Source organism: Paraburkholderia oxyphila NBRC 105797 (assembly GCF_000685075.1).
In the GTDB taxonomy this organism is placed as follows: Bacteria; Pseudomonadota; Gammaproteobacteria; order Burkholderiales; family Burkholderiaceae; genus Paraburkholderia; species Paraburkholderia oxyphila.
This window is the reverse complement of the sequence record NZ_BAYD01000011.1, coordinates 89,875-112,753: the sequence shown is the minus strand read 5'-3', so window position 1 is coordinate 112,753 and position 22,879 is coordinate 89,875. Positions and strand designations below refer to the sequence as shown.

Genomic DNA, 22,879 nt, shown 5'->3' with positions numbered 1-22,879 from the left:
CCGCTTCGCTAACGTACTCGGCATCCCTACCCAATCGAGGAGATGTCGAGGATGTCCGAGACCGATACCGTTTCCGCCAAAGGTCAGGCGCCGTCGCCGCGCACGCGTGTGCGCCGCATCGCCGAGCGCGCCCATTACGAGCGCGATACACTGTACGCGATTCTCGACGCGGCCTACGTGTGCCACGTCGCGTTCGCCGACGAGCACGGTGTGCATTGCATTCCCACGGCGTGCTGGCGCGAGGGCGATCATCTGTACATCCATGGCTCCAACGGTAGCCGCATGCTGAAGCTCGCGGCCGAGGGCGCACAGGTCTGCGTGACGATCATGCACCTCGACGGCCTCGTGCTCGCGCGCTCCGCTTTCCATCATTCGATGAACTACCGCTCGGCGATGATCTACGGAGTGTTCGAAGTGGTCGGCGCAGACCGCAAGGCCGCGGCGCTCGACGCTTTTCTCAATCACATCGCGCAGGGCCGCGCGCACGAAGTGCGTGCCGGGAACCGCAACGAGCTGGCCGCGACAACGGTGCTGCGGCTGCCGCTCGACGAAGCGGCAGCAAAGATCCGGACCGGCGGCCCGAAGGACGATGAAGAGGATCTCGACCGCCCCGTTTGGGCGGGTGTGCTGCCGCTAGAGCTCCAGCCCCTCGCTCCCGAGCCTGACGGCACGCAGACGCAAGGTGCCGTACCCGACTATGTGGCGGCGTGGGCCCGCCGCGCGGGGAGTGTGGGCCGCTAGAGGTCCACTGAACCCGAGCTACCTTCCCCGCGGTGGCGGCAACTGCCCATGGCGCCTGCACCGGGCGGCGCCAACGGCTTGCCCGGAGTGCCATGCACAGCGCGAAGCCGTCGCATCCATCGTTGTTCTTCCGCCTGTCCGCCGAGGCGCGCACCATTGGCGCGCCTCGCTTCTATTCCGAACCCCTGAACTGCAAGAGCCGAAACGGGTTGCGCGCAGCGAGCGCGCGCCCCGGTGGGCAATCGCGCGCTCGGTGGCTGCACAAAAGTGCAGCCGGAAGGCCGGTGTTTTCCCTTAGGTGAAATGGGTTGCAGCCAAAAAATGGCTGCACTACGATTCGATCAAATAGAAATTCAATGTAAATTTCTATTTGAAGTGGCTTGGGGGCTGGGGGGTGCAGTGCACTTCATGCTCCTGGCGACGGGCGCTGCACCATCAGCGTCGCCGATGGAAGGTGGCGACCTCGCGCGTGGCTGATTCGTACACGCGCTCCATCTGCTCGAGGCAGGCGGTGGCCTGCGCGGCGGCGGACTGGATGCCTGCGGTCGCCTCGGCCATCTTGAGGAGCACCGTTTCGCGCAGCCGTGCGTATTCCTCGCACACGCTCGCGCCTTCCGCGGTGGTCGTGTAGTAGACGCCGGCGCGCGCCGTTCCGGATTTTTCGACGAGCCCGGCCTTGATCAGCTTGCGTAGTTCGTACTGCATATTAGCGACGTCCTGCCGGTTGGTCATATGCAGCAGATCGCGAATGGTTTTGGGCCGTTCGTGCATGTGGATGACGTGCACCAGTGCGTTCTCCTGGCCGCTCAGTGTGGTGCCGGTCACGGCGGCCATGCACTCGGACTGCCAGCGCGAGAACGACTGGTTCAAACGCATGACGGCATATTCGAGGTCGGTGATCTCGACGCCGAAGTCGTCCATCGCAAGGTGCCAGCGATGTTCGGCTCTAGCGGTTTTTTTCGTGGTTCTGCGTGAAGGTTCGGTCATTGCGGAATCGCGCGGTTGCGGCCCATGCCGTCGACTGGGTTGGGAGAGCGGGGCTGCCGCGAGGCAGCCCGTCATGGAAACAAATTTTACTGCGCCAGGACTGACATGAGACGAATTCTGAACACGAAGGACTTCATTCTGGGGACGTTTGCGACGAACTGCTCGGGCGGGATGTCGGTGACGAAGATCGGCGAGCGCTGGGACAATTCGTGGGAGAACAACGAAAAGCTCGCGCTCATGCTGGACGAGGCCGGTATCGACTTCATGCTGCCCATCGCGCGCTGGATCGGTTACGGCGGCGAGACGGACTTCCACGGGTCAGTGCTCGAGACCATGACCTGGGCCGCGGGCCTGCTCGCCAGGACGCGCAACCTCACCGTGTTCGCGACGATCCACACGGCGGCCAATCACCCGGTCGTGGTCGCCAAGCAGATTGCGACGCTCGACCAGATCGGCGCCGGCCGCGCCGGGCTGAACATCGTCGCGGGCTGGAATCGCCCCGAGTACGAAGCGCTCGGGCTGCCGCTCGCGACCGGCCACGACAAGCGCTATGCGTATGCGCAGGAATGGTTCGACGTCGTGCAGAAGATCTGGACGCACGACGGCCCCTTCAACTGGGACGGCGAGAATTTCCACCTGAAGAACGTCTATGGTTTGCCGCGCCCGTGGAACGGCGAGCGTCCGCCGATTCTGAACGCGGCGGGGTCGGGCGAAGGGCGCGAATTCGCGATCGGCAACGCCAACTTCCTGTTTACGCCTGCGATCGATCTCGAGCGCTCGCGCACGGAAGTCGCCGAGCTCAAGCAGAAGGCCGCCGCGGCCGGAAAGGATGTGAACGTGCTGACGTTCTCCCATGTCGTCTGTCGCCCGACCGAGGAGGAGGCGCGCCAGTATCTGCACTATTTTGCACAGGACAACGCCGACTGGGGCGCGGTCGACAACCTGGTTGCACTGCAGTTCGCAAATGCACAATCGTTCCCGCACGATCTGCTCGCGCTGATCCGCGACCGGATGGCCGCGGGTCACGGTGGCTTCCCGCTCGTGGGGACCCCTCAGCAGGTAGCGGCGGGGCTGATTTCGCTTGCCGAAGCTGGCTTCAAGGGCACGACCTTGTCGTTCGTGGACTACGTGAAGGAATTCCCGTACTTCCGCGACACGGTGCTGCCGATCCTCGAGGCACACGGGCTGCGTCACCCGCGCGAGAGCCGCCATGCAGCCTGAAGCCTTCGATGACACCGGTGCGCTGAGTAGCCGCTTCGTGCAGGCAATGCGCGGTTTCGCGGGCGCGGTATGCGTCGTGACCGTCGCGGAGGGCGCGTTTCGCAGCGGTTTCACTGCCACCTCCGTATCGTCGTTTTCGGCGCAGCCGCCCATGGTGGTGGCTTCGCTGAAGGCGTCCAGTTCGTCTGCCGGGCTGCTCGAACGCACGCGGCGCTTTGGCGTCAATCTGCTGCGCGCCGAGCAGCGCGCGATCGCCGAGCGCTTCACGGGTTTTCGGGGCGAGCAGGGCGAGGCGCGTTATGGCGACGACGAATGGGTGCACGCGATCCCGGGCGGCGCACCGCTGCTGGTGGACAGCGTCGTTGCCATGGACTGCGAGGTGGAGGAGCTGATCGTGCGCCACGGGCACTTGCTCATCATTGGGCGCGTGCGCGCGGTCAATCGTGACGATTCCGCACCGCGTCCGCTGGTCTACTGGCAGGGACAATATACGGCTCCCGCCGGCCCGATTGCGCCGGGACGCTGATTCCGGGCGTCCGGGCGATCGAGGCGAATCCGGTCGTGCGATCTGGTGAAATTTTCAAGCCAAATACTAAGCATACCGAAATATATGCAAGAACTGGAGGGTGTCAATGGGAAGGCAATGCAGGAAATGCGCGCTTGCGGCAATGATTGGCCTTGCAGCGCCAATTGCTCACGCGCAGAGCAGCGTCACGATTTTCGGCCTGCTGGACGCTGGCGTGTCGTACATCAGCAATCAGGGTGGAAAATCGAACTGGCAGATGGCGGACGGCATCGCCGTGCCGAACATTTTCGGCATGGAGGGGGCAGAGGACCTGGGCGGCGGTCTCAAAGCGAAGTTTCGCCTCGTCAACCAGTTCTCGCTCGGCAACGGCTCGATCATCGCCTCGCCCAGCAACAGTTCGATGACGAGTGGCGGCCTGTTCGCCCGCGAAGCCTGGGTGGGCCTCGCGAACGATCGCTACGGTAGCTTGACCATGGGGCGCCAGCAGGACTTCATGGTCGATACCTTGCTCGCGGATGTCGGCGCGGATTCCGCGCTGTACGTGGGCGGCCTCTACAACTTTCGTGACGGTCCGTTCGCCGGGTTGAATCTGCCGGATTCGCCGCCCGGCGACGCCTACGACTTCGACCATATGGACGGCGCCGAAGCCTTGTCGAATTCAGTGAAGTACAGCTCGGCAGACTTCAGCGGACTCAAGTTCGGCGGCATGTATGCGTTCGGCGGAACCGCCGGCAACTTCAGCCAGAACAGCGCATCGAGCTACGGCGTGAGCTACGCAAGGGGGCCGATCGCGGTGGGCGCCGCCTACACGAACGTCAAGTACGCGGTGCTCGAAGGCGAGAGCATCCGGAACTGGGGTGCCGGCGCGCGCTATACGATCGGCAATGCACTGCTGACACTGCTCTACACCAATACGCGCAACACGCAAAATGGTGCCGCCGTGAACATGGTCGAGGCTGGCGGCACTTATCACGTGACGCCCGCATTCGGGCTGGGGGCAAACTACATGTACATGTGGGGCAACGCGGGTGTCGATAACAACCACGCACATCAAATCGATACCGTGGTCCAGTACAGCTTGTCCAAGCGCACGACGGTCTATGCCGAAACGGCGTATCAGATCGCCAACGCCGGCGCGACCGCGGCCATCGACGGCACGTTCGGACCCTCCAGCAGCAATCAGCAGTTTGTGGGACGGATCGGTATCCAGACGAGGTTCTGACGCAATCGGACGCGGGGGAATCACGCCAATCCGACGCTATCAAGCAAGTCGGAGCGTCACCCCGTCCAGGCGTCTGAGCGGAAGAGAATGAAAATTCTTCTCGTTACCGCTATCGTTCGCGCGCCGTCGCCATCCAATGTCTATGCTGTTTCTATCCGTTCCTCGCCTTAACGAACAACCGCCAGGAGGAAGAGCCATGCAAGCCGATCCGAAAGTTATCGAATATCTGAACGCCGAACTCAAGAACGAACTCACGGCCATCAATCAGTATTTCTTGCACGCGCGGCTCTACAAGCACTGGGGTCTCGAAGCACTCGGCAAGCATGAGTACGACGAGTCGATTGAGGAAATGAAGCATGCAGACAAATTGATCGAGCGGATTTTCATGCTCGACGGACTGCCCAATCTGCAGGACCTGGGCAAGCTTCTGGTCGGCGAGAACACGCGCGAGATCCTCGAGTGCGATCTCACGCTCGAACGGACCGCCCAGGCACAATGCAAGGAAGCCATCGCCTACTGCGAATCCGTTCGGGACTTCGTGTCGAGAGAAATCTTTGTCGAGATTCTCGATGCTACGGAGGACCACATCGACTGGCTGGAAACCCAGCTTGGCCTGATCGACAAGGTCGGTATCGAAAATTATCAACAGTCGGGCATTGGCTCGTTAAGTTGAAGTGGCGCGGGTCCGCAAGCGTGAGCGCTGCGGACCGTGCGAAAGCCGCTTGCCCGCTTACCAGTTGTACCGCGCCGATGCGATGACCGTGCGCGGATTGCCGTAGATGCACACCGCGGACGACTGGCACCCTGCGACGTAACGGCGATCGAAGATGTTCGTCGCGTTGATCGCGAAGCGCCAGTCGCGCACGTCGTAGTGGATGGCCGCATCGTAGAGCGTATAGCTGGGCACCGTGATCGAGTTGTCCGCCGCGCCCGCTACCGAGCTTTGATAGCGCACGCCCGCGCCAAAGCCCAGCCCGGCAAGCGCGCCCACGTGCCAGGTCCAGTCGGCCCACAACGAGGCCATTTGGCGCGGACGCGGGATATCGACTGGCCACTTGTTCAGCGTGTCGTTGTTCGCCTCGATGTTCTTCACGTCCTGATACACATACGCCGCGATGATCGAGAGATTGTGCGTCAGCTTGCCGACTGCACTGAACTCGAATCCCCGGGAGCGCACTTCGCCTGTCTGCACGTAGGTGCTGAGCGTGGGATCCGCCGGGTTAGGCGTCGGCACATTGGTCTGATTGATCTGATAGAGCGCCGCGTTGAGCATCAGATTCTTGCCTGGCGGCTGCCAGCGTATGCCCAGCTCCAGCTGGCGTCCGCGCGTGGGTTCGGCAATCGCGCCATTCGCCATGCTCACGCCGAGCAGCGGGTTAAACGACGTCGAGTAGCTAAGGTACGGCGACAAGCCATAGTCGCCGAGGAAGGTCAGGCCGGCGCGTCCGGTAAAGGCGTGATCGGCCTGGGTCTGCTGCGTGCCGCCCATCAGATCGTTCTGCGTGGTGATGGACCAGTCCTGGCGGCCACCGAGCGTGAACACCCAGCGGCGCCATTTGATCTGATCTTGCAGGTACACGCCGAACTCGTCCATCGAACTCTTGACGTCGGTACGCGGATAGGCGTTGGGCGAAGAGAAGATGGCCGAGGTGACCGGCGTATAGACCGGGTTGAACAGGTTCAGGTCCGGGGCGAGCGCGAGTTGTTCGCTGTCGGTCGTCGTCTGGCGGTTGTACTCGAAACCGGCCAGCACGGTATGGTCCAGTTCACCCGTGCGCAATTTCGCCACGGCCTGATTGTCGATGTCGAAGCGGTTGTAGTTGAACTGAAAAATACCGGCATAGCGCGTGAGCGACGCCATGGTCGGGTCGGCCTCATCCAGACCGCCGCCGTACACCGACCAGTCGTTGGTCGAGAGGTGCATGAAGCGCGCGCTCTGCCGGACCGTCCATATGTCGTTGAACTGGTGCTCGAACGTGTAGCCGATCGACGCTTGCCGTTTGTCGTAGCGGTCGAAGTCCGGATCGCCAACGTAGAGATCATTCGAGATCACGCCATTCGGATTGGGCAGTACGGTGCCGCTTGCCGGCAGGAAATTGCTGGCCGTGTCGGTCCAGTCCTGCAGATAGGTTGCATAGAGTGTGAACGACGTGGCGGCGCTCGGTTGCCATTTGATGGAAGGTGCGAGCGACACGCGTTGATCGGCGTTCGGACCGAGCTGCGCGTTGCCGTCGCGGGCGACACCGACCACGCGGTATGAGAGCGTGCCGTCCTTGTCGATCGTGTCGCCGATATCGAAGGCGATCTGCTTGCGCGCGAAGTTGCCGATCTGCAGTTCCATCTCGCGCGTGCGCTCGCCATTGGCGAGCTTGCTCTGCACATCGACGATGGCGCCCGGGTCCCCTTGCCCGTAGAGCACCGAGGTCGGGCCGCGCAGCACGCTGAGGCTGTCGATCATATAGGGGTCGACGCGCCAGCTGGCCAGATTGATCGTGTTGGGCACCGAAAGGCCGTCGACGAAAAGCGTCGGCGTAAAGCCGCGCAGCGCCGAGTACCAGTCCGAACGATTGTCCGTGCCGTAGCTGGAAAAGCCCGGCACATAGCGCAGCGCCTGATTGATATCGGTTGCTCGCGTCATCTCGATCTGTTCGGCGGTGACGACGTTGATCGTCTGCGGGATCTCGTTGATGGGGGTGTCCGTTTTCGTGCCAGTCGTGCTGCGGCGAGCCACGAGTCCCACGGTTGCCGTATTGCCGGCATTCCCCGAGACGTGAATCGAGGGCAGGGTCGCGTCGGTTGCGCCGGGCTGATGCGTGCCGCTCGCGGGGGCGCTTTTCGGGCCACTGTCCGATCCGTGCTGCGCTTCAGTCGCGTTGTGTGGCGGCTGCGCCTGCGCCCAGGCGTGGCTCGCGGCCGCCGCGTAGAACGCCGTGCAGGCGGCGGCCGAAATCGCGCGCAAGCGCGTGCTGGTTGCCCATTCCATCGGTTGTTGCTCTCCAGTAGTGTGTGCGGCCCGCCCGCAGGGCAAGCCGTGGTCAAGGAGGACGGACCTCGACGGTCGCGGCCTCTGCGTGTTGTTGGGTGTGTTGCGCTATCCGGGCGGTTTGGGTTTGCGATCCATCTCGCCGGAACGCGCCGGGCAGTCAGCGGATACGCCTTTCAGACGGCAAGCAGCGGGCGCGCTGCGACGACGGGCTGTCGCGCAGCGAAATACGGTTGATCCTCTGGATTTAGCGTGTGGCGCTGTCTTGCTGGACGGGTTGGCTCCCGGCTCTACCCGTCAAGCGTTGTTGCCTTGTCTTTTCTGCCTGCAACGCGCCAGCACACAAGCGAAGCTGACCCCGGCGGCCAACAGCGGCGGCACTCGTCGTCTGACGGCCAGGGAGCAGGGCAGATTACGCATCGGACTGTGTAAGAATGAGAACTATTACGGTTTAGAGACGGGTTTTGCACCCGGCAGGACACTTGAAAGCTTACATGCGACCGACAGCCGACGTAATGACAACATCTATCGCAATCGTGCCATTTTGTTGCTGAATCTCGATGAAAACGGAAAAGTTTGAAAATCTGGAAGCTGTTTGGCGGCGCCGCTTCCTGCCGATCCGGACAGATGCGCAGAACCCCGTCGTCGCGCGCATGTGGGACTTCGAAGATGGTTTTCGCGATGCGTGGCATGCCCATGAGGAGGCGCAACTCATCTATGTGACGCGCGGCGTGGCCCGTGCCGTCACGCCGAACGGCATCTGGACGCTCGCGCCATTCCAGGCGATCTGGATGCCGCCGGGCATGCTCCACGAGTTGCACGCAATCGGCGAGGTCACCGCGCGTACCGCTTATGTCGATGCGGATGCGGCACCGCAGTTCAAGGCCTGGACGCAGTGCAGGGTCGTGCAGGTGGGGCAGTTGCTGGATGCACTGCTGGTTACACTGGCGGTAGGCACTGGCAGCGGCGAGACGCAGCGCACCGAACTCGCACTGCCCCTTTTCATGCACGAGTTAGCGCGTGCATTGCCGGCTTTGAGCGGCAGGCTTCCGCTTCCCGACGACCGGCGCTTGCGCGCGGTTTGCGAGCAATTGCTGCTATGCCCCGAGAACAACGACACGATCGATGTTTGGGGCGCGCGCGTCGGGGCGAGCACACGCACATTGGCGCGACTCTTTCGCGACGAGACCGGCTTGAGCTTCGGCCAATGGCGGCAGCACCTGAGGCTGGTCGAGGCTGTCGCCCGGCTTGCGCAGGGGGCGCCGGTTGCGACGGTAGCTGCCGAACTCGGCTATCAGAGTCCGAGTGCTTTCACCTCGATGTTCAGGAAGACGCTAGGGGCGAGCCCACAGCGGTATCTGAGGCAACGCGATAGCCTGTGAGCGCGAGAGCAGCTCGAGTTCGTCGGACTGGGACAGCGCATCAGTCAAGCCTGGGGTAGAACGCAATTTGCATTCGTGAAATTGTTGTGATATTTTTTCATGAAATTATTCTGATAGAATTTCACGGATGCCGCCATGTTCGTCGAATCGACCCAGCACGTTGAGAGCTACTACGCCCGAACCTTGCCCGGCGAGGTGCCCGCGCGTCCGACATTGGCGGGCGAGTGCGATGCCGATGTCCTGATCGTCGGGGCCGGTTTCAGCGGGCTGCATACGGCGCTGCGCCTCGCGCTGGCCGGCCGGCGCGTGGTTGTCGTGGAGGCGAGCCGGGTGGCGTGGGCCGCATCGGGGCGCAACGGCGGGCAGGCGCTGCTCGGCTGGTCGTGCGATATGCCGCCGATCGAGCAGTCGCTGGGGCGCGAAGGTGCGCGCGAGCTGTGGGAGAGCATGCGCTGGGCAGCGCGCGAGGTGCGTGAACTGCCCGGGCGCCATGGTTTCGACGCCGACTACCGGCCCGGCAGCCTGTGGACCGCAGTCAGGCGCAACCGCATCGCCCTGCTGGAGGAGGCGCGCGACGATGCCGCCCGCAAGTGGGGCTACGATGCGCTGTGCGTCATCCCCGAGAAAGAGATGCCCGAATGGGTGGGCAGCCGGCGCTATCTCGCGGCGCTCTACGATCCCGAGGCCGGCCACCTCAATCCACTCAAGCTCGCATTCGGCCTTGCCGCCGCCATCGAGCGTGCGGGTGGGCGCATCTTCGAGCAGACCCGCGTGCAGCAATGGCGCGAAACGCAGACCGGTTTCGTCGCGAGTACTCCCGGTGGCCTGATTCGCGCGAATACGCTCGTGCTTGCCTGCAACGCGTATATCGACCGGCTCGACCGTGAGCTTGCGCGCCGCGTCCTGCCCGTTGGCACGTATCAGGTGGCGACCGTGCCGCTCGACCCGCAACTGGCGCGGACGCTCCTGCCGCGCAATAGTTGCGTGATCGACAACCAGTTTGTGCCCGACTACTTTCGGCTGAGCCCCGACAACAGGCTGCTGTTCGGTGGTGCGTGCACCTATCTCGGCGGCATCCCCAAGGACATTCGCGCGGCGATTCGGCCGAGCCTCGAACGCGTCTACCCGCAATTGCGCGGCGTCGAGCTCGAATACGCCTGGGGCGGCCATATCGACATCAGCATCCGGCGCACGCCCGACGTGGGCCACGTGCGCGGGCGCTACTGGATGCAGGGCTTCTCGGGGCATGGTGTGCTGCCGACGCTGGCCGCGGCGCGCGCGGTGTCCGACGCGATCCTCGGCGACACGCGCTTGCTCTCGCTCTACGAAGGCATCCATAATCCGCGTTTCCCGGGCGGCGACGCGCTGGCCGCGCCGCTCGAGGCGCTCGGCAAGCTGTGGTATCGCATGCGCGATGTAGTTTGACAGAGGTATCCGGCATGGACAGGGACGAAGAGATAGAAGGACTCGCGATCCTCATTCGCGATCTGCGCAAGCACAAGAAGGTGACGCTGGCCGAGCTCGCGCAACGGATCGGCCGCTCGGTGGGGTTTCTGTCGCAGGTCGAGCGCGGCATGTCGCGGCCCACCGTCGCGGATCTCACCGCCATCGGCGAGGCGCTGCAAACGCCCACCACCTACTTCTACAGTGTGAGCAAGCCGCGCGCACTGCCGTGGGTCACGCGCCCCGGCGAGCGGCGCACGCTCTATTACGGCGGCGGCATCACCGACGTGCTGGTCTCGCCGAGCATGTCCTCGGGCTTCTCGATGCTGGAGAGTTTGCTGGAGCCGGGCGCCACGAGTGGCGAACGCCCCGTGGACGACAGCGACGAGCAGGGCGGCTTCGTGCTCGAGGGCGAGCTCACCATCTGGCTCGATGGCGAGGGCGAAGAGGTCACGCTCAAGGCCGGCGACAGCTTTCAGCTGCCGGCACGCTGCCGCTTCAGTTACGCGAATCGTTCTGACAAGGACGCACGCGTGCTGTGGGTGTTCACCTGACGCCTGGCTCGATGCCCGCCTGATTCAAAAGCGCGCGCGTTGCCGGAGCGCGCGCTTGCGTCATGATTTGGAGTCCATATTAAACAGCAGGTCCACCCTCTCTCGCTAACGAGGAACCCGAAGTGAGTGCCATCGCAACTGACCTCCTGAGCGAAGTACGCGCCTTTCGTGCGGCTCATCCCGACGTGCAATACGTCGACCTGATTTCCCTCGACATTCCCGGGCATTTCTACGGCAAGCGCTATCCCATCGCCATGCTCGAGAAAGTGGCGGCCGGTTCGCTGCTCAAGGTGCCGCAAAACTGCATCCTGCTGGGTGCCCAAGGCGGCGTGTATCCGATCGGGGAATATTGCTTCCACGACGGCGACCCCGACGTGCCGCGCCGCCTCGTTCCCGGCACGCTCAAGCCGGTGCGCTGGGAGCGGCAGCCGCTCGCGCAGATGCTGATGACCTCGGACGGCACCGCAACGCCGATCGCGTTCGAGCCGCGCCAGGTGCTCGCGCGTGTGCTCGATCGCTTCGCGCGGCGCGGACTGAAGCCGGTGGTCGCGTTCGAGCTGGAGTTCTATCTGTTCGACGCGAAGCTGCGCGAAGGGCTGCCGCAGCATGCGCGCGATGCGCTAAGCGACGACGAAGACGATCAGCCGAACATGCATATCGAACGGCTTTCGCGTTTTTCGCCGGTGTTGCACGAGATGGTCGAGACCGCTCGCGAGCAGGGCGTGGACGCGACGGTCATCACCGCCGAGCTCGGCCCAGGGCAGTTCGAGATCAACTTCGGCCATTGCGACGACGCGCTGCGCGCGGCGGACTGGTCGGCGCTCTTTTGCCGGAGCACGCGCGGCGTGGCGCTACGGCACGGCTATCGGGCGAGCTTCATGTCGAAGCCGCTGCTCGACGTGCCGGGCAGCGGCATGCACGTGCACGTGAGTCTCTACGACGAGGCGGGGCGCAACGTGCTGGCGGCGCGCGAGCGGCGCGCGCTGCGTCATGCGGTAGCAGGCTGCCTCGCGTTGCTGCCACATTGCATGCCCATCTTCGCGCCCAATCACAATGCATTCCGGCGCTATGGCGCGATGGTCAACGCGGCGAGCCGGGCGAGCTGGGGTTTCGAGGACCGCGATGCCTGCATCCGAATTCCCGAGTCCGACGAAGCGAATCTGCGTATCGAACACCGGCTCGCAGGCGCGGACGCCAACCCGTATCTCGTGCTCGCGGCCATCCTCGCCGGCATCGAGCACGGCCTGGAAGCGGGCCGCGAACCGATCGCGCCGCTCAACGAGGACCGCTCGAGCGGCATCGATTTTCCGGGCGACATGCTCTCGGCGGTGGCCGCCATGCGCGGGGATGCCGGGGTGCGCGAGGGACTCGGCGACGACTTCACCATGGTTTATTGCGAAAATAAACGGCAGGATCACCTCGATTTTATGAATGCGATCGGCGCGCGAGAATATCGCTGGTTTTTGTAAAATGACGCTAAATGGTCACAAAATCGGCGAGAAAATCGCTTGCACGAATCATTCCAGGGGCGCTGACGGGCTGTAAGCCCCGTGTGCTTTGCGTTTCCATATGCAACGCGATTTGCCTGTTTGGCTCGCGTGAGGTAGGGTATGCAGGTTTTCTCAACTCAACACAGGTAGCAGATGAACAAACAGGAACTCATTGACGCAGTCGCCGCAAGCACGGGCGAGACCAAGGCAGCCACCGGAGCCGCAATCGACGCGATCCTCGAAGTGGTCACCAAGGCGGTCACGTCGGGCGATTCCGTGCAGCTCGTCGGCTTCGGCTCGTTCTCGACCGGCCAGCGTGCTGCTCGTGTGGGCCGCAACCCGGCTACGGGCGCGGAAATCCAGATCGCTGCGGCGAAGACGGTGAAGTTCACGGCCGGCAAGGCTTTCAAGGACGCCGTCAACGCGGCGTGATGCAGGCCGCCGCTGCGTAGCGCGCACGCGTGCCAGGCAGGATAGCGGGGGCGGCGCATGGCTGTCCTCGCGATCTTGTTGCTCGTGTGCGCGGCTGCACGGCTAATTGCCGCGCAGCCGTGGCGGCAGGGCGCATCGTAAGCCGGGAGCAGGGCGTATGACGCCTCGCTCCCGGTGGTTTGTTTTTGCGGCGCCGAATCGCTAAGGTGTCCGTCTGGTTGTCGGTTTATTTCAATTCAATACAGCGTTTCAAGCAGCCACTACGCGTTCGCGTAATCGCTTGTGCCGCTCGTGGACGTCGTTCGTGACGCTCGTGAGTAAGGGCGGCGCACCCGCGTCAAATTCATGCGCCGTCTTTGGCTGCGGGACTGTGCAGGCGCTCGCCGTCCACCCCAGGGCGATGCAGCTCGTTGCGGCGTCGCTTGGCCTCATACATGGCCGAGTCGGCGGCACGCAACATCGCCTCCACGCTTTCACCTTCCTCGCAACTTTCCCAGCCCAGCGAAAAGCTCAGGCGCGGTCCGCCGTAGAACTGGTTGTTCAATTCGACAAGTTTCGCGATGCTGTCCGCCACCAGTTCGGCGTCGCGCAGCTCGGCGCCTGGCATCAGCACCACGAATTCGTCGCCGCCGATGCGCGCCGCGTGGTAAGGCTTCTGAATGGCCTTTGCCAGCACCTCGCCTGCGCGGCGTAGCAGCGCGTCGCCGGCGGCGTGGCCCAACTGGTCGTTCACGGCCTTCAGGTTGTCCATGTCCACCACGATCGCGCTCACCGGGAACGGCCCCTTGCGCTGCAGGCGGTTCATTTCGTCCACGTAGAACGAACGGTTCTTCAGCTTCGTGAGCACGTCGTGCTTGCCGAGGAATTCGAGGTAGGCTTCGGCTTTCTTGCGCGCCGTGATGTCGGTGAGCGCGAGCAGCACGAGGTCCCAGTCCTGTTCGTGGCCTGGAAACACCGAGAATTGCAGATGCACGTTGAGCTCGCTGCCATCGAGCGCGTAATTGACGACCTCGCGCTGCTGGAAGAGGCGGCCTTCCCACAGGTCGAGCAGCTGCTCGCGAAAGTGCGGGCGCATGTCGTCGCGGAACACCTCAGGCAGACGTGAGAGCAGCGTGGCCTTGTCGGGCGCGCGGTACATGCCGAGCGTGTAGTGATTGACGTCGATGACCTGAATTTCGCTCATGCAACGCTCGACGAAGTCGGGGTGCACATCCGTGAACGTCCGGAAATCGACGATGCCTTGCATGCGCACTTCGTCGAGCAACTGGCGGATGGCCGTGAAATTCTCGACCCACAGCGATACCGGCGCGTGCTCGAAGATGCCGTGCGCGTATTGTTCGCTCAAGTGGGCGCGATGGCGCGCCTCTTCGAGCGCGGACACGTCTTCGATCGAGACGAGCACGCGGCTCCAGTCGTCTTCGTGCCCGGGCAAGATGACGCCGCGCAGCAGGATGTCCATGCGCCGGCCGCCGAGCGTGTAGTTCACGCTCTTGCTCTGGAACGTCGTGCCGCCCGCCCACATTTGCTCGAGTTCACCGACGTGCGCCTGAAACATGTCGTCGCGCAGCACGTCGGAAAGACCCGCGGTGAGTTCCTCATGGTTGCGCGCGCCATAGAGTGCGAGCGTATGCTGGTTGACCTTCAGCACGCGGATGCACGCCGAGCACTCGGCCACACGGCGCGGGTCTTCTTCCAGCCACGCGCGCAGGTTCGTGACGCCTGCCTCGCGCCAGCGCCCGAACAAGGCGCGCAACTGGCTATAGTCTTCGAGCCAGAGCGATGTGGGCGTGACGTCGAAGAAGTCGAGCAGGTCGACGCCCATTTTGGCAAAGCTGGCGGCGTTTGCCTGAGTGCCTTGTTGCATGTCGGGAGCAGTGAAGTGGGGTGGCCGCCGCGCGGATGGCGCGGTGCATAACCCGCATCCTACCCGAATACAGGACGCATGAAACTGCGTTCATAGCTGACTATGCAACGTGTATCGTTTGCGTACTGAAAGGCGGCCTGGCAGGCCGGATCGCTTTGGGATTGCGTGCGATAGCTTTCGTATGCGGTGAGGCTCGGAAACGAGAACAGCGCGAGCGCGATGTTATTGGCGCCTTCGGAGGGCAGAAAATAGCCGTGATGCTGGCCGCCGAACTTCTCGACAAGCGGGATCCACATCTTTGCGTAGGCTTCGAATTCGGCCAGGCGGTAAGGGTCGATGACGTAGCGCAGGGTGCAGGTGATCATGGTTTGAGTGACGAGTCAAAGAGTGAATGGGGTGCAGGGGCGAGTGTAATGGAGCGGTGGCTTGCAGGAGGGCACCGCCTGCGGCGCACGGCAGGTCACAGCTTGGCCTCGCTGTCGTCCAGTTTGAACCCTTCGTCTAGCCAACCCGTGATGCCGCCGATCATGATCTTGACCGGGCGGCCGAGCCGCGCGAGGCGGATTGCACCACGTGTCGCGCCGTTGCAATGGGGGCCCGCGCACCAGGTCACGAAGAGCGTGTCCATTGGATAGTCCGCGAGCCCGGGAGGCACGCCCGCACTTAATGCATCAGTACTCCAGAACAATCTTCCCAAAGTGCCCGCCCGCTTGCTGCAGCCGGAACGCATCGGCGATTGCCTCCAGCGGGAAGGAGCGGTCGATCACCGGCTTGACGCCGGTCGCGTCGATGGCCCGCACGAGGTCGATCTGGTGCTGGCGGCTCCCGACGATCAAACCCTGCAGGCGCTGCTGGCGGCGCATCATCGTAGCGGTAGGCACCGGGCCCGCGAGACCGGTCAGCACGCCGATCAACGCGATATGGCCACCGACCCGCGTAGCCAGAATGGACTGTTCGAGCGTTCCTGGGCCGCCCACCTCGACGACATGATCGACGCCGCGTCCGTCCGTGAATTCCAGCACCTTCTGCGCCCATTGCGGCTCGCGGCGATAGTTGATCGTGTGGTCCGCGCCAAGCTGCCGGGCACGTTCGAGCTTCTCGTCGGACGACGACGTGGCAATCACCGTCGCGCCCATCGCCTTGGCGAACTGCAGCGCGAAGATCGATACGCCGCCGGTGCCCAGCACCAAAACCGTTGCGCCGGCCTTGAGCGCGCCGTCCACCACCAGCGCGCGCCACGCGGTCAGCCCAGCCGTCGTGAGCGTGGCCGCTTCGGCGTGGCTGTAGCCGCGCGGGCTGCGCGTGAACGCTGTGGCGGGCGCGACCACGGCTTCGCGCGCGTAGCCGTCGACACCGTCACCGGGCGTCGCGGAGAAGTCGGGGATCGTGGGCTCGCCGTCGAGCCAGGGCGGGAAGAACGTGGATACCACGTGATCGCCCACGGCGAATTCGCTCACGCCCGGCCCCACGGCCTCGACTACGCCCGCGCCGTCGGACATGGGAATGCGCCCATCGGCGGCGCCCATGTGCCCGAGAACGACGCCCAGGTCGTGATAGTTCAGCGAACTGGCGTGCAGCCGCACACGGATCTCTCCCGCCTGCGGTTCGCCTGGCGCAGCGATATCCACGAGCTTGAGATTGTCGAGTCCGGCGGGCGCGATCAGCTTGATGGCTTTCATGAAAATCTCCTGGAGACGCCGCAGCGCGGCGCCGTGGGTGTTGGCTAGCTTGCTGTCTTGGGCACCAGACGAAGCATAGACGTGCGCACGGAATCCGGGGGGCGAGTGCGGCCGCCTGGAAGCCGCGGCAGCCACGATGGCTACGTGAGTTTACTTTGGACGAATTGATTTGCTATTGACAAATAAATTCCGGCACTCCTATGATGCGCACACGGTAGTTGCAAGTGGTTTGTCGTCGCAGTGCAGACATGTTGCGATGCGGCATTTGCTTGCCCCGGAGTCTGGGGCTGGATCTGCCGGAGCTTTCATCGAGTCATTCCCAAGGCGCGCTAGACGCCACTGAACGGAGATCCGCATGGCGCTGATCTCCCCTCAAAGTTTGGAGACAGGTACATGCCGCAATCGATCATCACGGACCGCGCGTCCGACCCCACGCTCGCCGCCGCCTCCCACACGGGCATGTCCCCAACCAGCGACGACCTGCTGTACCGCAAAGTCTCGTGGCATGTCATTCCGTTTCTGTTCGTCTGCTACGTCGTGTCGTTCCTCGACCGCATCAACATCGGCTTCGCGCAGTTGCAGATGAAGCACGATCTCGGCTTCAGCGACGCGATGTACGGGCTCGGCGCCGCCATCTTCTACGTGGGGTATGTGCTCTGCGAAGTGCCCAGCAACATGCTGCTCGCGCGCTTTGGCGCGCGCCGCACGTTCATGCGCATCATGCTGCTATGGGGTATCGCATCGACCTGCATGATGTTCGTGCATACGCCCACGCACTTCTACGCGCTGCGTTTCCTGCTGGGCGTATTCGAGGCGGGTTTCTTCCCGGGCATCGTGCTGTATCTGACCTACTGGTTTCCGGCGCGCCGGCGTGCCGCGGTGTTCTCGATCTTTTTCGCTGGTGTGGCCGTAGCCGGCGTGTTGGGCGGGCTCGTCTCGGGCTGGATCATGCGCGACATGGGCGGCGTGTTGGGGCTGGAAGGCTGGCGCTGGATGTTCGTGGTCGAGGGCCTGCCCGCCGTGCTGCTTGGTCTGATGGCGGCGTTCTGGCTCGTCGACGGCCCGCAGCAGGCGCGCTGGCTCAGCGATGCGGAAAAAGCCCACCTGATCGCGCAGCGTGACGGCGTAGCCATGGGCGCGGGCACGCATGCACCGGCGCATTCGTCACGCTCGTTCGGCGCGGCGCTGTGCAATCCGCGCGTCTATTTGTTCGCGTTCATCTATTTTTCGCTGACCTGCGCTTCGCTCACGCTCAACTTCTGGATGCCGCTGATGATCCGCGATTTCGGCGTGCATGACGTGCTGGCGATCAGCCTCTATACCGTGATTCCGAACGCCGTGGGTGCGGTAGGCCTGATGTTGATTGCGCGCCGCTCCGACCGGCGCGGCGAGCGCCGCTGTCATTTCGCGGCGTGCACCATCGGCGGCGGCATCGCGCTGTCGTTGCTCACGCTGCACCTGGCGAGCTTTGCGGCAATGATGGCGATTCTCTCGGTGGCCGCCGTGCTGATCTTCGCCGCGCTGCCGATCTTCTGGGCGGTGCCGTCCGCCTACCTCACGGGCAAGGCGGCCGCCGCGGGCATCGCGTTCATCAGCAGCATTGGCATTACGAGCGGGATCGTGAGCCCGTGGGCGATCGGGCTCATCAAGACGCATACGGGCAGCATGGACAGCGCGCTGTACGTGCTGACCGCGCTGCTGATGGCGAGCGGCGTGGCGTTGCTGCTCGGCGTGCCCGCCGCGCAAAAGGCGCGCTGAGGGCGCGCCGGGTAGCCACGCCGGCTTCTTCAGGTGTCTAGTTCCTCAATGGAATCCACCCGGTCGTGGTAGAAGGCCAGATGGTCCTTGATCTGCGCGACGGCGTCGTGCGGCGACTCATAGGTCCACACTGCGTTGATCGAGCGCTCGCCGCCCGGCACGATCGAGTAGTAACTGCAGTTGCCCTTGTAAGGACACCAGGTGGCATGGTCCGTGCGCGCGAGCAACGACATGTCGGCGTCTTCGCGCGGCACGTAGAACACGGCCGGGTAGCTCGCCTCGCGCAGCATCAGCGCCCGGCGCGTATCGGCGACTGTCTTGCCCGCGACCTTCACGACCACGCGCAACGGGCTGGGCTCGATCGTGATGGGATGGTCCGGGCCGGGAATCTTCACGGTTTTCGTGTGCATGGCTGCACTCCTTGCAGGCGTGAATCGGGGGCCGGAGCGCGCTGACGCGGCTCGCGGCCGATGCCTTGCAGTGTAGGGCGAAAACCGCTTCTGCCGCTTGGACTGCTTTCGGGTGCCGCGCGCGCAGCGTTATTGCTGCGGCGCGCCGTTCCAGGCGGGCAGGGTGGCGCCGTGATACACGGCGCGGATCTTGGCGGCGACGTTCGGCTGCTGATAGCTGGCGACGAGCGTGCGCACCCAGGGTGCATTCGCGTCCTTCTCGTTGACGGCGATGAAGTTGCGGTACGGGCTGCCGTCCACCTTCTCCTGCGCGATGCGCTCTTGCGGAATCCGGATGCCGGCCTTGATCGCCCAGTCGGTGTTGACCACGGCGGCGTCCAGGTCGCCGATCGCACGCCCGACGATGCCCGCATCGAGTTCCTTGATCTTGAGTTGCTTCGGATTACTTGCGATGTCGCGAACGGTGGGAAGCAGGCCAACGTCGCCGCGCAGCGTGATGAGCCCCTGCGACTGCAGCAGCAACAATGCGCGGCCCTCGTTGCTCGGATCGTTCGGTACACCGATGGTCGCGCCCGTCGGCAGCGCCGAAACCGAAGCATGCTTGCGCGAATAAAGGCCGATCGGCTGCACGTAGGTGAAGCCCACAGGCACGATCGCGTAGTGGCGGGCGGCGACCTGCGCATCCAGATAGGGCTTGTGCTGGAACGCGTTGGCGTCGAGGTCGTGCTCGGTGAGCGCCTCGTTGGGCTGCGTGTAGTCGGAGAAGGTGCTCACCTTGACCTCGATGCCGTGCTGGGCGGCATTGGCGGCCACCACGCGCCAGACGTCTTCATCTTCGCCCGACATGATGCCAACGCGCACGGTTTGCGCCGCCTGTGCGGACTGCATGAGCGTCGCGCCGGCGATGAGCGCGATCGAGGCAAGCCCCGTTGCCAACAGTGTTCTCTTGTTCTTGTTCATGCGTGTGTGCCCGTGAGGTGGTGAAAGATGTGGCGATGCTAGAGGGCGCCCGCGCCATGGCCAAACAATTTCGCGCGCAATGTTTATTGCATGTGCGCCGATAAGCACTGCACGGCAAGCGCATAGCGCCGCCGGTGGGCGGCTTGCATGCCGGTTTTCGCAACGGGCGCAAAGCATATGCGAAAACGTCGTTTTGCCGCGTGCCGGGCTATGTCTACGATGCTGCGAACGCCATTCATACGGGTTTCGCTCATGTCCACCCTGGTCTTTCCTTCGCGCGACGGCGGTATCGACGCGCGCTCGGCCGCCGCCACCGATGCCGTTCATCCGCACCTGGTTATCCGCTCTGCCGAAGACGTCGCGCGCATTGTCAACGCGGGCCCCGCGCAGGGCAACAGGACGCGCGCCATTATCGCGATCGCGCTGGGCGGCGTGTTTCTTGACGCATACGATCTCACGTCGCTCGCGTATGGCGTAAAAGACATCGCGCGCGAATTCGCGCTCTCGCCCGCGCAAGTGGGTTTCGTTTCCGCTGCGATCGCGTTTGGCGCGATCCTGGGCGCGCTGTTCGGCGGCTATCTCACCGACCGCATCGGGCGCTATCGTGTCTTCATGGCCGACATGTTGTTCTTCGTCGTTGCCGCGATAATCGCGGGTCTTGCGCCCAATGCGTGGGTACTCGGCGGCGCGCGCTTCCTGATGGGTTTCGGCGTGGGGCTCGACTTGCCGGTGGCGATGGCGTTCCTCGCGGAGTTCTCGCGCGTGGCCGGGCGCGGCAACAAGGCGGCGAGCGTCGCGGCATGGTGCCCCGCCTGGTACGCGGCCACGAGCACGTGCTATCTGCTGATACTCGCGCTCTACGCGGTGCTGCCCGCGCATCATTCGGGCTGGCTCTGGCGCCTCACGCTCGCGTTCGGCGCGGTGCCCGCGATCGTCATCATTCTCGTGCGGCACCGCTATATCAGCGAGTCGCCGGTGTGGGCCGCGAATCAAGGCGATCTTGAAGGGGCCGCTCGCATTCTGAAGCAGTCCTGGGGCGTTGACGCTGTGGTCGAGCGCAACGTGGGAGAGGCGGCGGGCGGTTCAGTGCCCGCGCACGCGCCACGCGCCGCTTCGTGGCGCAACTATGGCGTGCTGTTCAACGCCACTTACCGACGCCGCACGATACTCGCGGCGACCATAGGCGCGGCGTCTTCGTTCGGCTACAACGCCATCATCTTCGGCCTGCCCGTGATCATTGCGAGTTTCCTGCAGCAGGGGCCGCTCACCACCATCGTCGCTTCGCTGCTGCTCAATCTGCTGTTCGCGTTCGTGGGCGGCTTGATTGGCGTGCGCACCGCGCCCACGGTGGGGGCGTGGAAGATGACCGTGCTCGGGCACGCGCTGCAGGTGAGCGCGCTGGTTGGCCTTGCGCTGATCGGCCATCCGTCGAGCGGGACGTTCGTCGCGCTCGCCATCTTGCTGCTGGGGACGTATCTGTTTGCTCAGGGATTCGGGCCCGGCTCGCATTCGATGACGTATGCCTCGCTCAGCTATCCCACCTCGCTACGTGGCATAGGCGTGGGCTTCAATCAGACGCTGGTGCGCTCGGCGTCCACTGTTTCGCTGTTTCTCTTTCCGGTGCTGGCGGCGGCGCTCGGCACGAAAGTGTTCTGGGTGATCGCGATTGCACCGCTCGCTTCACTGCTCGTGTTGCTCGCGATCCGCTGGGAGCCTTCAGGTTACGACATCGACAGCGAAGATTACCGGCCCAGCGCCAAACAGGCGCCGCCCGACGACTGCCCGGCGTGCATGCGCGCATAGCCATAATCGTCATATGCAATCATGGATTAACTGGTAGGGGATTGCGTGTCGCGCTGTTCAAATGATTAGCGGGACCCGCCCGGCGCCGTACGGCGCGAGTGGGACGCTAACCCGATCAGTTCGAATCGCCATGCCGACTAGTGAATTCTCCAACGCCGCGGCGCGTCTGCCGCGGCTTCCAGATCCGCGCCGCGTACGCCGCATCGCGAACGATGCCGAAGCGCTCGCGGCAGCACATACCCTCGCGCAAACCATCGCCCCCGGCGCCTCGCAACGCGATCGCGAACGCGTGCTGCCGTGGGACGAGCTCGATAGCTGGTCCGAAAGTGGCTTGGGCGCGATTACCGTGCCGCGTGCGTTCGGCGGCGCCGATGTTTCGTATGCGACGCTCGCCGAAGTGTTCGTGCTGCTCTGCGCGGCCGATCCTGCATTCGGACAGATTCCGCAAAATCACTTTGGGCTGCTTGGCATCCTGCGGGAGATTGGCTCGCCCGCGCAGCAGGCGCGCTTTTACGGAGAAGTGCTGGCGGGACACCGCCTTGGCAATGCCGGGCCCGAACGGCGCTCTGCCGCTTCGGCCACGATCCTGCAAGGCGCGACACGTTTGTCCGCAGAGCCCGAAGGCTTGAGGCTGAACGGCGAGCGCTTTTACTCGACGGGCGCGCTGTTCGCGCACCGGGTGCCCACGCGCGCCATCGACGAGCAAGGGCGCGCCGTACAGGTCTGGGTGCCGCGTATCGCATCCGGGCTCGCCGTGATCGACGACTGGAGTTCGTTCGGACAACGCACGACGGCAAGCGGTACCGTGCGCTTCGACAACGTTGCCATCGATCCCGAAGACGTGCTGCCGATCTGGCAGCTCGCGGACCGTCCGGGCCTGTATGGGCCCACTTCGCAGTTGATCCAGGCGGCGATCGATCAGGGCATCGCCGAGTCGGCGGTTGCGGACGCGCTGAACTTCGTGCGCGAACGTGCCCGGCCGTGGGTGGATTCGGGCGTGGCCCGTGCGGCGGACGACCCCTACATCATCGCGGACGTTGGGCGGCTGCAAATCGATCTGCACGCGGCGCGCGAAGTGTTGCTCGAAGCGGGCCGCACGCTCGATGGGCTCGCCGCCGATGCGTTCGGCGATGGTCTCAGTGCCGAAGCGAGCGCACGCGCCTCGGTAGCCGTGGCGCGCGCAAAGGTGCTGACCACGCGCATCGCGCTGGAGGCGAGCGAAAAGCTCTTCGAGCTCGCCGGCTCCTCAGCCACGCGCGCCACACACAATCTCGACCGGCACTGGCGCAACGCGCGCACGCATACGCTGCACGACCCTGTGCGCTGGAAGCTGCATCTGCTTGGCAACTATCACCTGAACGGCGCGCTGCCCGCGCGACATTCCTGGAACTGATGAAGCATCGTATGAAGACTGAAGGGAACTG

Annotated in this window: 21 protein-coding genes and 1 pseudogene; 14 read left to right on the top strand and 8 right to left on the bottom strand. The window is 64.0% G+C overall.

What is annotated here, in order from left to right:
* Positions 1-51 precede the first annotated feature (51 nt).
* Positions 52-741 (top strand): pyridoxamine 5'-phosphate oxidase family protein, encoded by a 690-nt coding sequence (locus BO1_RS50475; protein ID WP_043284394.1) that lies wholly within the window; start codon positions 52-54, stop codon positions 739-741.
* Positions 742-1,176: 435 nt separating this feature from the next.
* On the opposite strand, the gene BO1_RS10290 is transcribed toward BO1_RS50475, so the two are convergent.
* Complete coding sequence (locus tag BO1_RS10290; protein WP_028217487.1) at positions 1,177-1,662, bottom strand: winged helix DNA-binding protein; 486 nt, start codon at positions 1,660-1,662, stop codon at positions 1,177-1,179.
* Between the two features lie 171 nt (positions 1,663-1,833).
* Here BO1_RS10290 and BO1_RS10285 point away from each other — a divergent pair, with 171 nt between their 5' ends.
* The 4 genes from BO1_RS10285 (at position 1,834) to bfr (ending at position 5,370) form a co-directional block, all read left to right on the top strand.
* Complete coding sequence (locus tag BO1_RS10285; protein ID WP_028217486.1) at positions 1,834-2,949, top strand: LLM class flavin-dependent oxidoreductase; 1,116 nt, start codon at positions 1,834-1,836, stop codon at positions 2,947-2,949.
* Positions 2,939-3,475 (top strand): flavin reductase family protein, encoded by a 537-nt coding sequence (locus BO1_RS10280; protein WP_028217485.1) that lies wholly within the window; start codon positions 2,939-2,941, stop codon positions 3,473-3,475. Before BO1_RS10285 ends, BO1_RS10280 begins: the two co-directional genes overlap by 11 nt.
* Positions 3,476-3,617: 142 nt before the next feature.
* On the top strand, positions 3,618-4,697 hold the full coding sequence (locus tag BO1_RS10275; protein WP_028217484.1) for a porin: 1,080 nt from the start codon (positions 3,618-3,620) through the stop codon (positions 4,695-4,697).
* Between the two features lie 196 nt (positions 4,698-4,893).
* Positions 4,894-5,370 (top strand): bacterioferritin, encoded by a 477-nt coding sequence (gene bfr, locus BO1_RS10270; protein ID WP_028217483.1) that lies wholly within the window; start codon positions 4,894-4,896, stop codon positions 5,368-5,370.
* Positions 5,371-5,427: 57 nt separating this feature from the next.
* Here the strand turns inward: bfr and BO1_RS10265 are convergent, their stop codons facing one another.
* The gene (locus BO1_RS10265; RefSeq protein ID WP_028217482.1) at positions 5,428-7,680 is read right to left on the bottom strand and encodes a TonB-dependent siderophore receptor; all 2,253 of its coding nucleotides are present in this window, start codon (positions 7,678-7,680) and stop codon (positions 5,428-5,430) included.
* Between the two features lie 265 nt (positions 7,681-7,945).
* On the opposite strand from BO1_RS10265, the gene BO1_RS58935 reads away from it, so the two are divergent.
* The 6 genes from BO1_RS58935 to BO1_RS10240 all read left to right on the top strand — a co-directional run bounded on the left by BO1_RS58935 (position 7,946) and on the right by BO1_RS10240 (position 12,981).
* Positions 7,946-8,260: a hypothetical protein gene (locus BO1_RS58935; RefSeq protein ID WP_156992195.1), complete on the top strand. Its 315-nt coding sequence runs from the start codon at positions 7,946-7,948 to the stop codon at positions 8,258-8,260.
* The gene (locus BO1_RS10260; protein ID WP_084687864.1) at positions 8,241-9,062 is read left to right on the top strand and encodes an AraC family transcriptional regulator; all 822 of its coding nucleotides are present in this window, start codon (positions 8,241-8,243) and stop codon (positions 9,060-9,062) included. The genes BO1_RS58935 and BO1_RS10260 overlap by 20 nt, the downstream gene beginning before the upstream one ends.
* 135 nt (positions 9,063-9,197) lie before the next feature.
* Positions 9,198-10,487, top strand: a complete 1,290-nt coding sequence (locus BO1_RS10255) for an NAD(P)/FAD-dependent oxidoreductase (protein ID WP_028217480.1) — start codon at positions 9,198-9,200, stop codon at positions 10,485-10,487.
* A gap of 14 nt (positions 10,488-10,501) precedes the next feature.
* Positions 10,502-11,059 (top strand): helix-turn-helix domain-containing protein, encoded by a 558-nt coding sequence (locus tag BO1_RS10250; RefSeq protein WP_028217479.1) that lies wholly within the window; start codon positions 10,502-10,504, stop codon positions 11,057-11,059.
* Positions 11,060-11,181: 122 nt separating this feature from the next.
* Complete coding sequence (locus BO1_RS10245) at positions 11,182-12,528, top strand: glutamine synthetase family protein (RefSeq protein WP_028217478.1); 1,347 nt, start codon at positions 11,182-11,184, stop codon at positions 12,526-12,528.
* Between the two features lie 174 nt (positions 12,529-12,702).
* Entirely contained in the window at positions 12,703-12,981 is a 279-nt protein-coding gene (locus BO1_RS10240; RefSeq protein ID WP_028217477.1) for an HU family DNA-binding protein, read from the top strand.
* A 343-nt stretch (positions 12,982-13,324) separates the two neighbouring features.
* On the opposite strand, the gene BO1_RS50470 is transcribed toward BO1_RS10240, so the two are convergent.
* From BO1_RS50470 to BO1_RS10220, 4 genes and pseudogenes are all read right to left on the bottom strand, one after another.
* Complete coding sequence (locus BO1_RS50470) at positions 13,325-14,845, bottom strand: sensor domain-containing diguanylate cyclase (protein ID WP_407669928.1); 1,521 nt, start codon at positions 14,843-14,845, stop codon at positions 13,325-13,327.
* A gap of 59 nt (positions 14,846-14,904) precedes the next feature.
* The gene (locus tag BO1_RS10230; protein ID WP_028217476.1) at positions 14,905-15,210 is read right to left on the bottom strand and encodes an NIPSNAP family protein; all 306 of its coding nucleotides are present in this window, start codon (positions 15,208-15,210) and stop codon (positions 14,905-14,907) included.
* A gap of 95 nt (positions 15,211-15,305) precedes the next feature.
* Positions 15,306-15,488, bottom strand: a pseudogene (locus tag BO1_RS50465) (rhodanese-like domain-containing protein); the annotation flags it as partial.
* Positions 15,489-15,516: 28 nt separating this feature from the next.
* Positions 15,517-16,524, bottom strand: a complete 1,008-nt coding sequence (locus BO1_RS10220; RefSeq protein ID WP_028217475.1) for a zinc-dependent alcohol dehydrogenase family protein — start codon at positions 16,522-16,524, stop codon at positions 15,517-15,519.
* 393 nt (positions 16,525-16,917) lie between these two features.
* Between BO1_RS10220 and BO1_RS10215 the strand changes: the two genes are divergently transcribed.
* Complete coding sequence (locus tag BO1_RS10215; protein ID WP_028217474.1) at positions 16,918-18,282, top strand: MFS transporter; 1,365 nt, start codon at positions 16,918-16,920, stop codon at positions 18,280-18,282.
* Between the two features lie 29 nt (positions 18,283-18,311).
* On the opposite strand, the gene BO1_RS10210 is transcribed toward BO1_RS10215, so the two are convergent.
* Positions 18,312-18,692 (bottom strand): DUF427 domain-containing protein, encoded by a 381-nt coding sequence (locus BO1_RS10210; protein WP_028217473.1) that lies wholly within the window; start codon positions 18,690-18,692, stop codon positions 18,312-18,314.
* 129 nt (positions 18,693-18,821) lie between these two features.
* Positions 18,822-19,652 (bottom strand): MetQ/NlpA family ABC transporter substrate-binding protein, encoded by an 831-nt coding sequence (locus BO1_RS10205; protein ID WP_028217472.1) that lies wholly within the window; start codon positions 19,650-19,652, stop codon positions 18,822-18,824.
* Between the two features lie 252 nt (positions 19,653-19,904).
* Between BO1_RS10205 and BO1_RS50460 the strand changes: the two genes are divergently transcribed.
* Both BO1_RS50460 and BO1_RS10195 read left to right on the top strand, forming a co-directional pair.
* Positions 19,905-21,455, top strand: a complete 1,551-nt coding sequence (locus tag BO1_RS50460; protein WP_084687863.1) for an MFS transporter — start codon at positions 19,905-19,907, stop codon at positions 21,453-21,455.
* Between the two features lie 130 nt (positions 21,456-21,585).
* Positions 21,586-22,848, top strand: coding sequence for an SfnB family sulfur acquisition oxidoreductase (locus BO1_RS10195; RefSeq protein ID WP_028217471.1), 1,263 nt, complete (start codon positions 21,586-21,588; stop codon positions 22,846-22,848).
* Positions 22,849-22,879: the final 31 nt, after the last annotated feature.

Coding starts and splice junctions, on each gene's coding strand:
- BO1_RS50475 (WP_043284394.1), top strand. CDS start 52: ATGTCCGAGACCGATACCGTTTCCGCCAAAGGTCAGGCGCCGTCGCCG.
- BO1_RS10290 (WP_028217487.1), bottom strand. CDS start 1,662: ATGGACGACTTCGGCGTCGAGATCACCGACCTCGAATATGCCGTCATG.
- BO1_RS10285 (WP_028217486.1), top strand. CDS start 1,834: ATGAGACGAATTCTGAACACGAAGGACTTCATTCTGGGGACGTTTGCG.
- BO1_RS10280 (WP_028217485.1), top strand. CDS start 2,939: ATGCAGCCTGAAGCCTTCGATGACACCGGTGCGCTGAGTAGCCGCTTC.
- BO1_RS10275 (WP_028217484.1), top strand. CDS start 3,618: ATGATTGGCCTTGCAGCGCCAATTGCTCACGCGCAGAGCAGCGTCACG.
- bfr (WP_028217483.1), top strand. CDS start 4,894: ATGCAAGCCGATCCGAAAGTTATCGAATATCTGAACGCCGAACTCAAG.
- BO1_RS10265 (WP_028217482.1), bottom strand. CDS start 7,680: ATGGAATGGGCAACCAGCACGCGCTTGCGCGCGATTTCGGCCGCCGCC.
- BO1_RS10260 (WP_084687864.1), top strand. CDS start 8,241: ATGAAAACGGAAAAGTTTGAAAATCTGGAAGCTGTTTGGCGGCGCCGC.
- BO1_RS10255 (WP_028217480.1), top strand. CDS start 9,198: ATGTTCGTCGAATCGACCCAGCACGTTGAGAGCTACTACGCCCGAACC.
- BO1_RS10250 (WP_028217479.1), top strand. CDS start 10,502: ATGGACAGGGACGAAGAGATAGAAGGACTCGCGATCCTCATTCGCGAT.
- BO1_RS10240 (WP_028217477.1), top strand. CDS start 12,703: ATGAACAAACAGGAACTCATTGACGCAGTCGCCGCAAGCACGGGCGAG.
- BO1_RS50470 (WP_407669928.1), bottom strand. CDS start 14,845: ATGCAACAAGGCACTCAGGCAAACGCCGCCAGCTTTGCCAAAATGGGC.
- BO1_RS10230 (WP_028217476.1), bottom strand. CDS start 15,210: ATGATCACCTGCACCCTGCGCTACGTCATCGACCCTTACCGCCTGGCC.
- BO1_RS10220 (WP_028217475.1), bottom strand. CDS start 16,524: ATGAAAGCCATCAAGCTGATCGCGCCCGCCGGACTCGACAATCTCAAG.
- BO1_RS10215 (WP_028217474.1), top strand. CDS start 16,918: ATGCCGCAATCGATCATCACGGACCGCGCGTCCGACCCCACGCTCGCC.
- BO1_RS10210 (WP_028217473.1), bottom strand. CDS start 18,692: ATGCACACGAAAACCGTGAAGATTCCCGGCCCGGACCATCCCATCACG.
- BO1_RS10205 (WP_028217472.1), bottom strand. CDS start 19,652: ATGAACAAGAACAAGAGAACACTGTTGGCAACGGGGCTTGCCTCGATC.
- BO1_RS50460 (WP_084687863.1), top strand. CDS start 19,905: ATGTCCACCCTGGTCTTTCCTTCGCGCGACGGCGGTATCGACGCGCGC.
- BO1_RS10195 (WP_028217471.1), top strand. CDS start 21,586: ATGCCGACTAGTGAATTCTCCAACGCCGCGGCGCGTCTGCCGCGGCTT.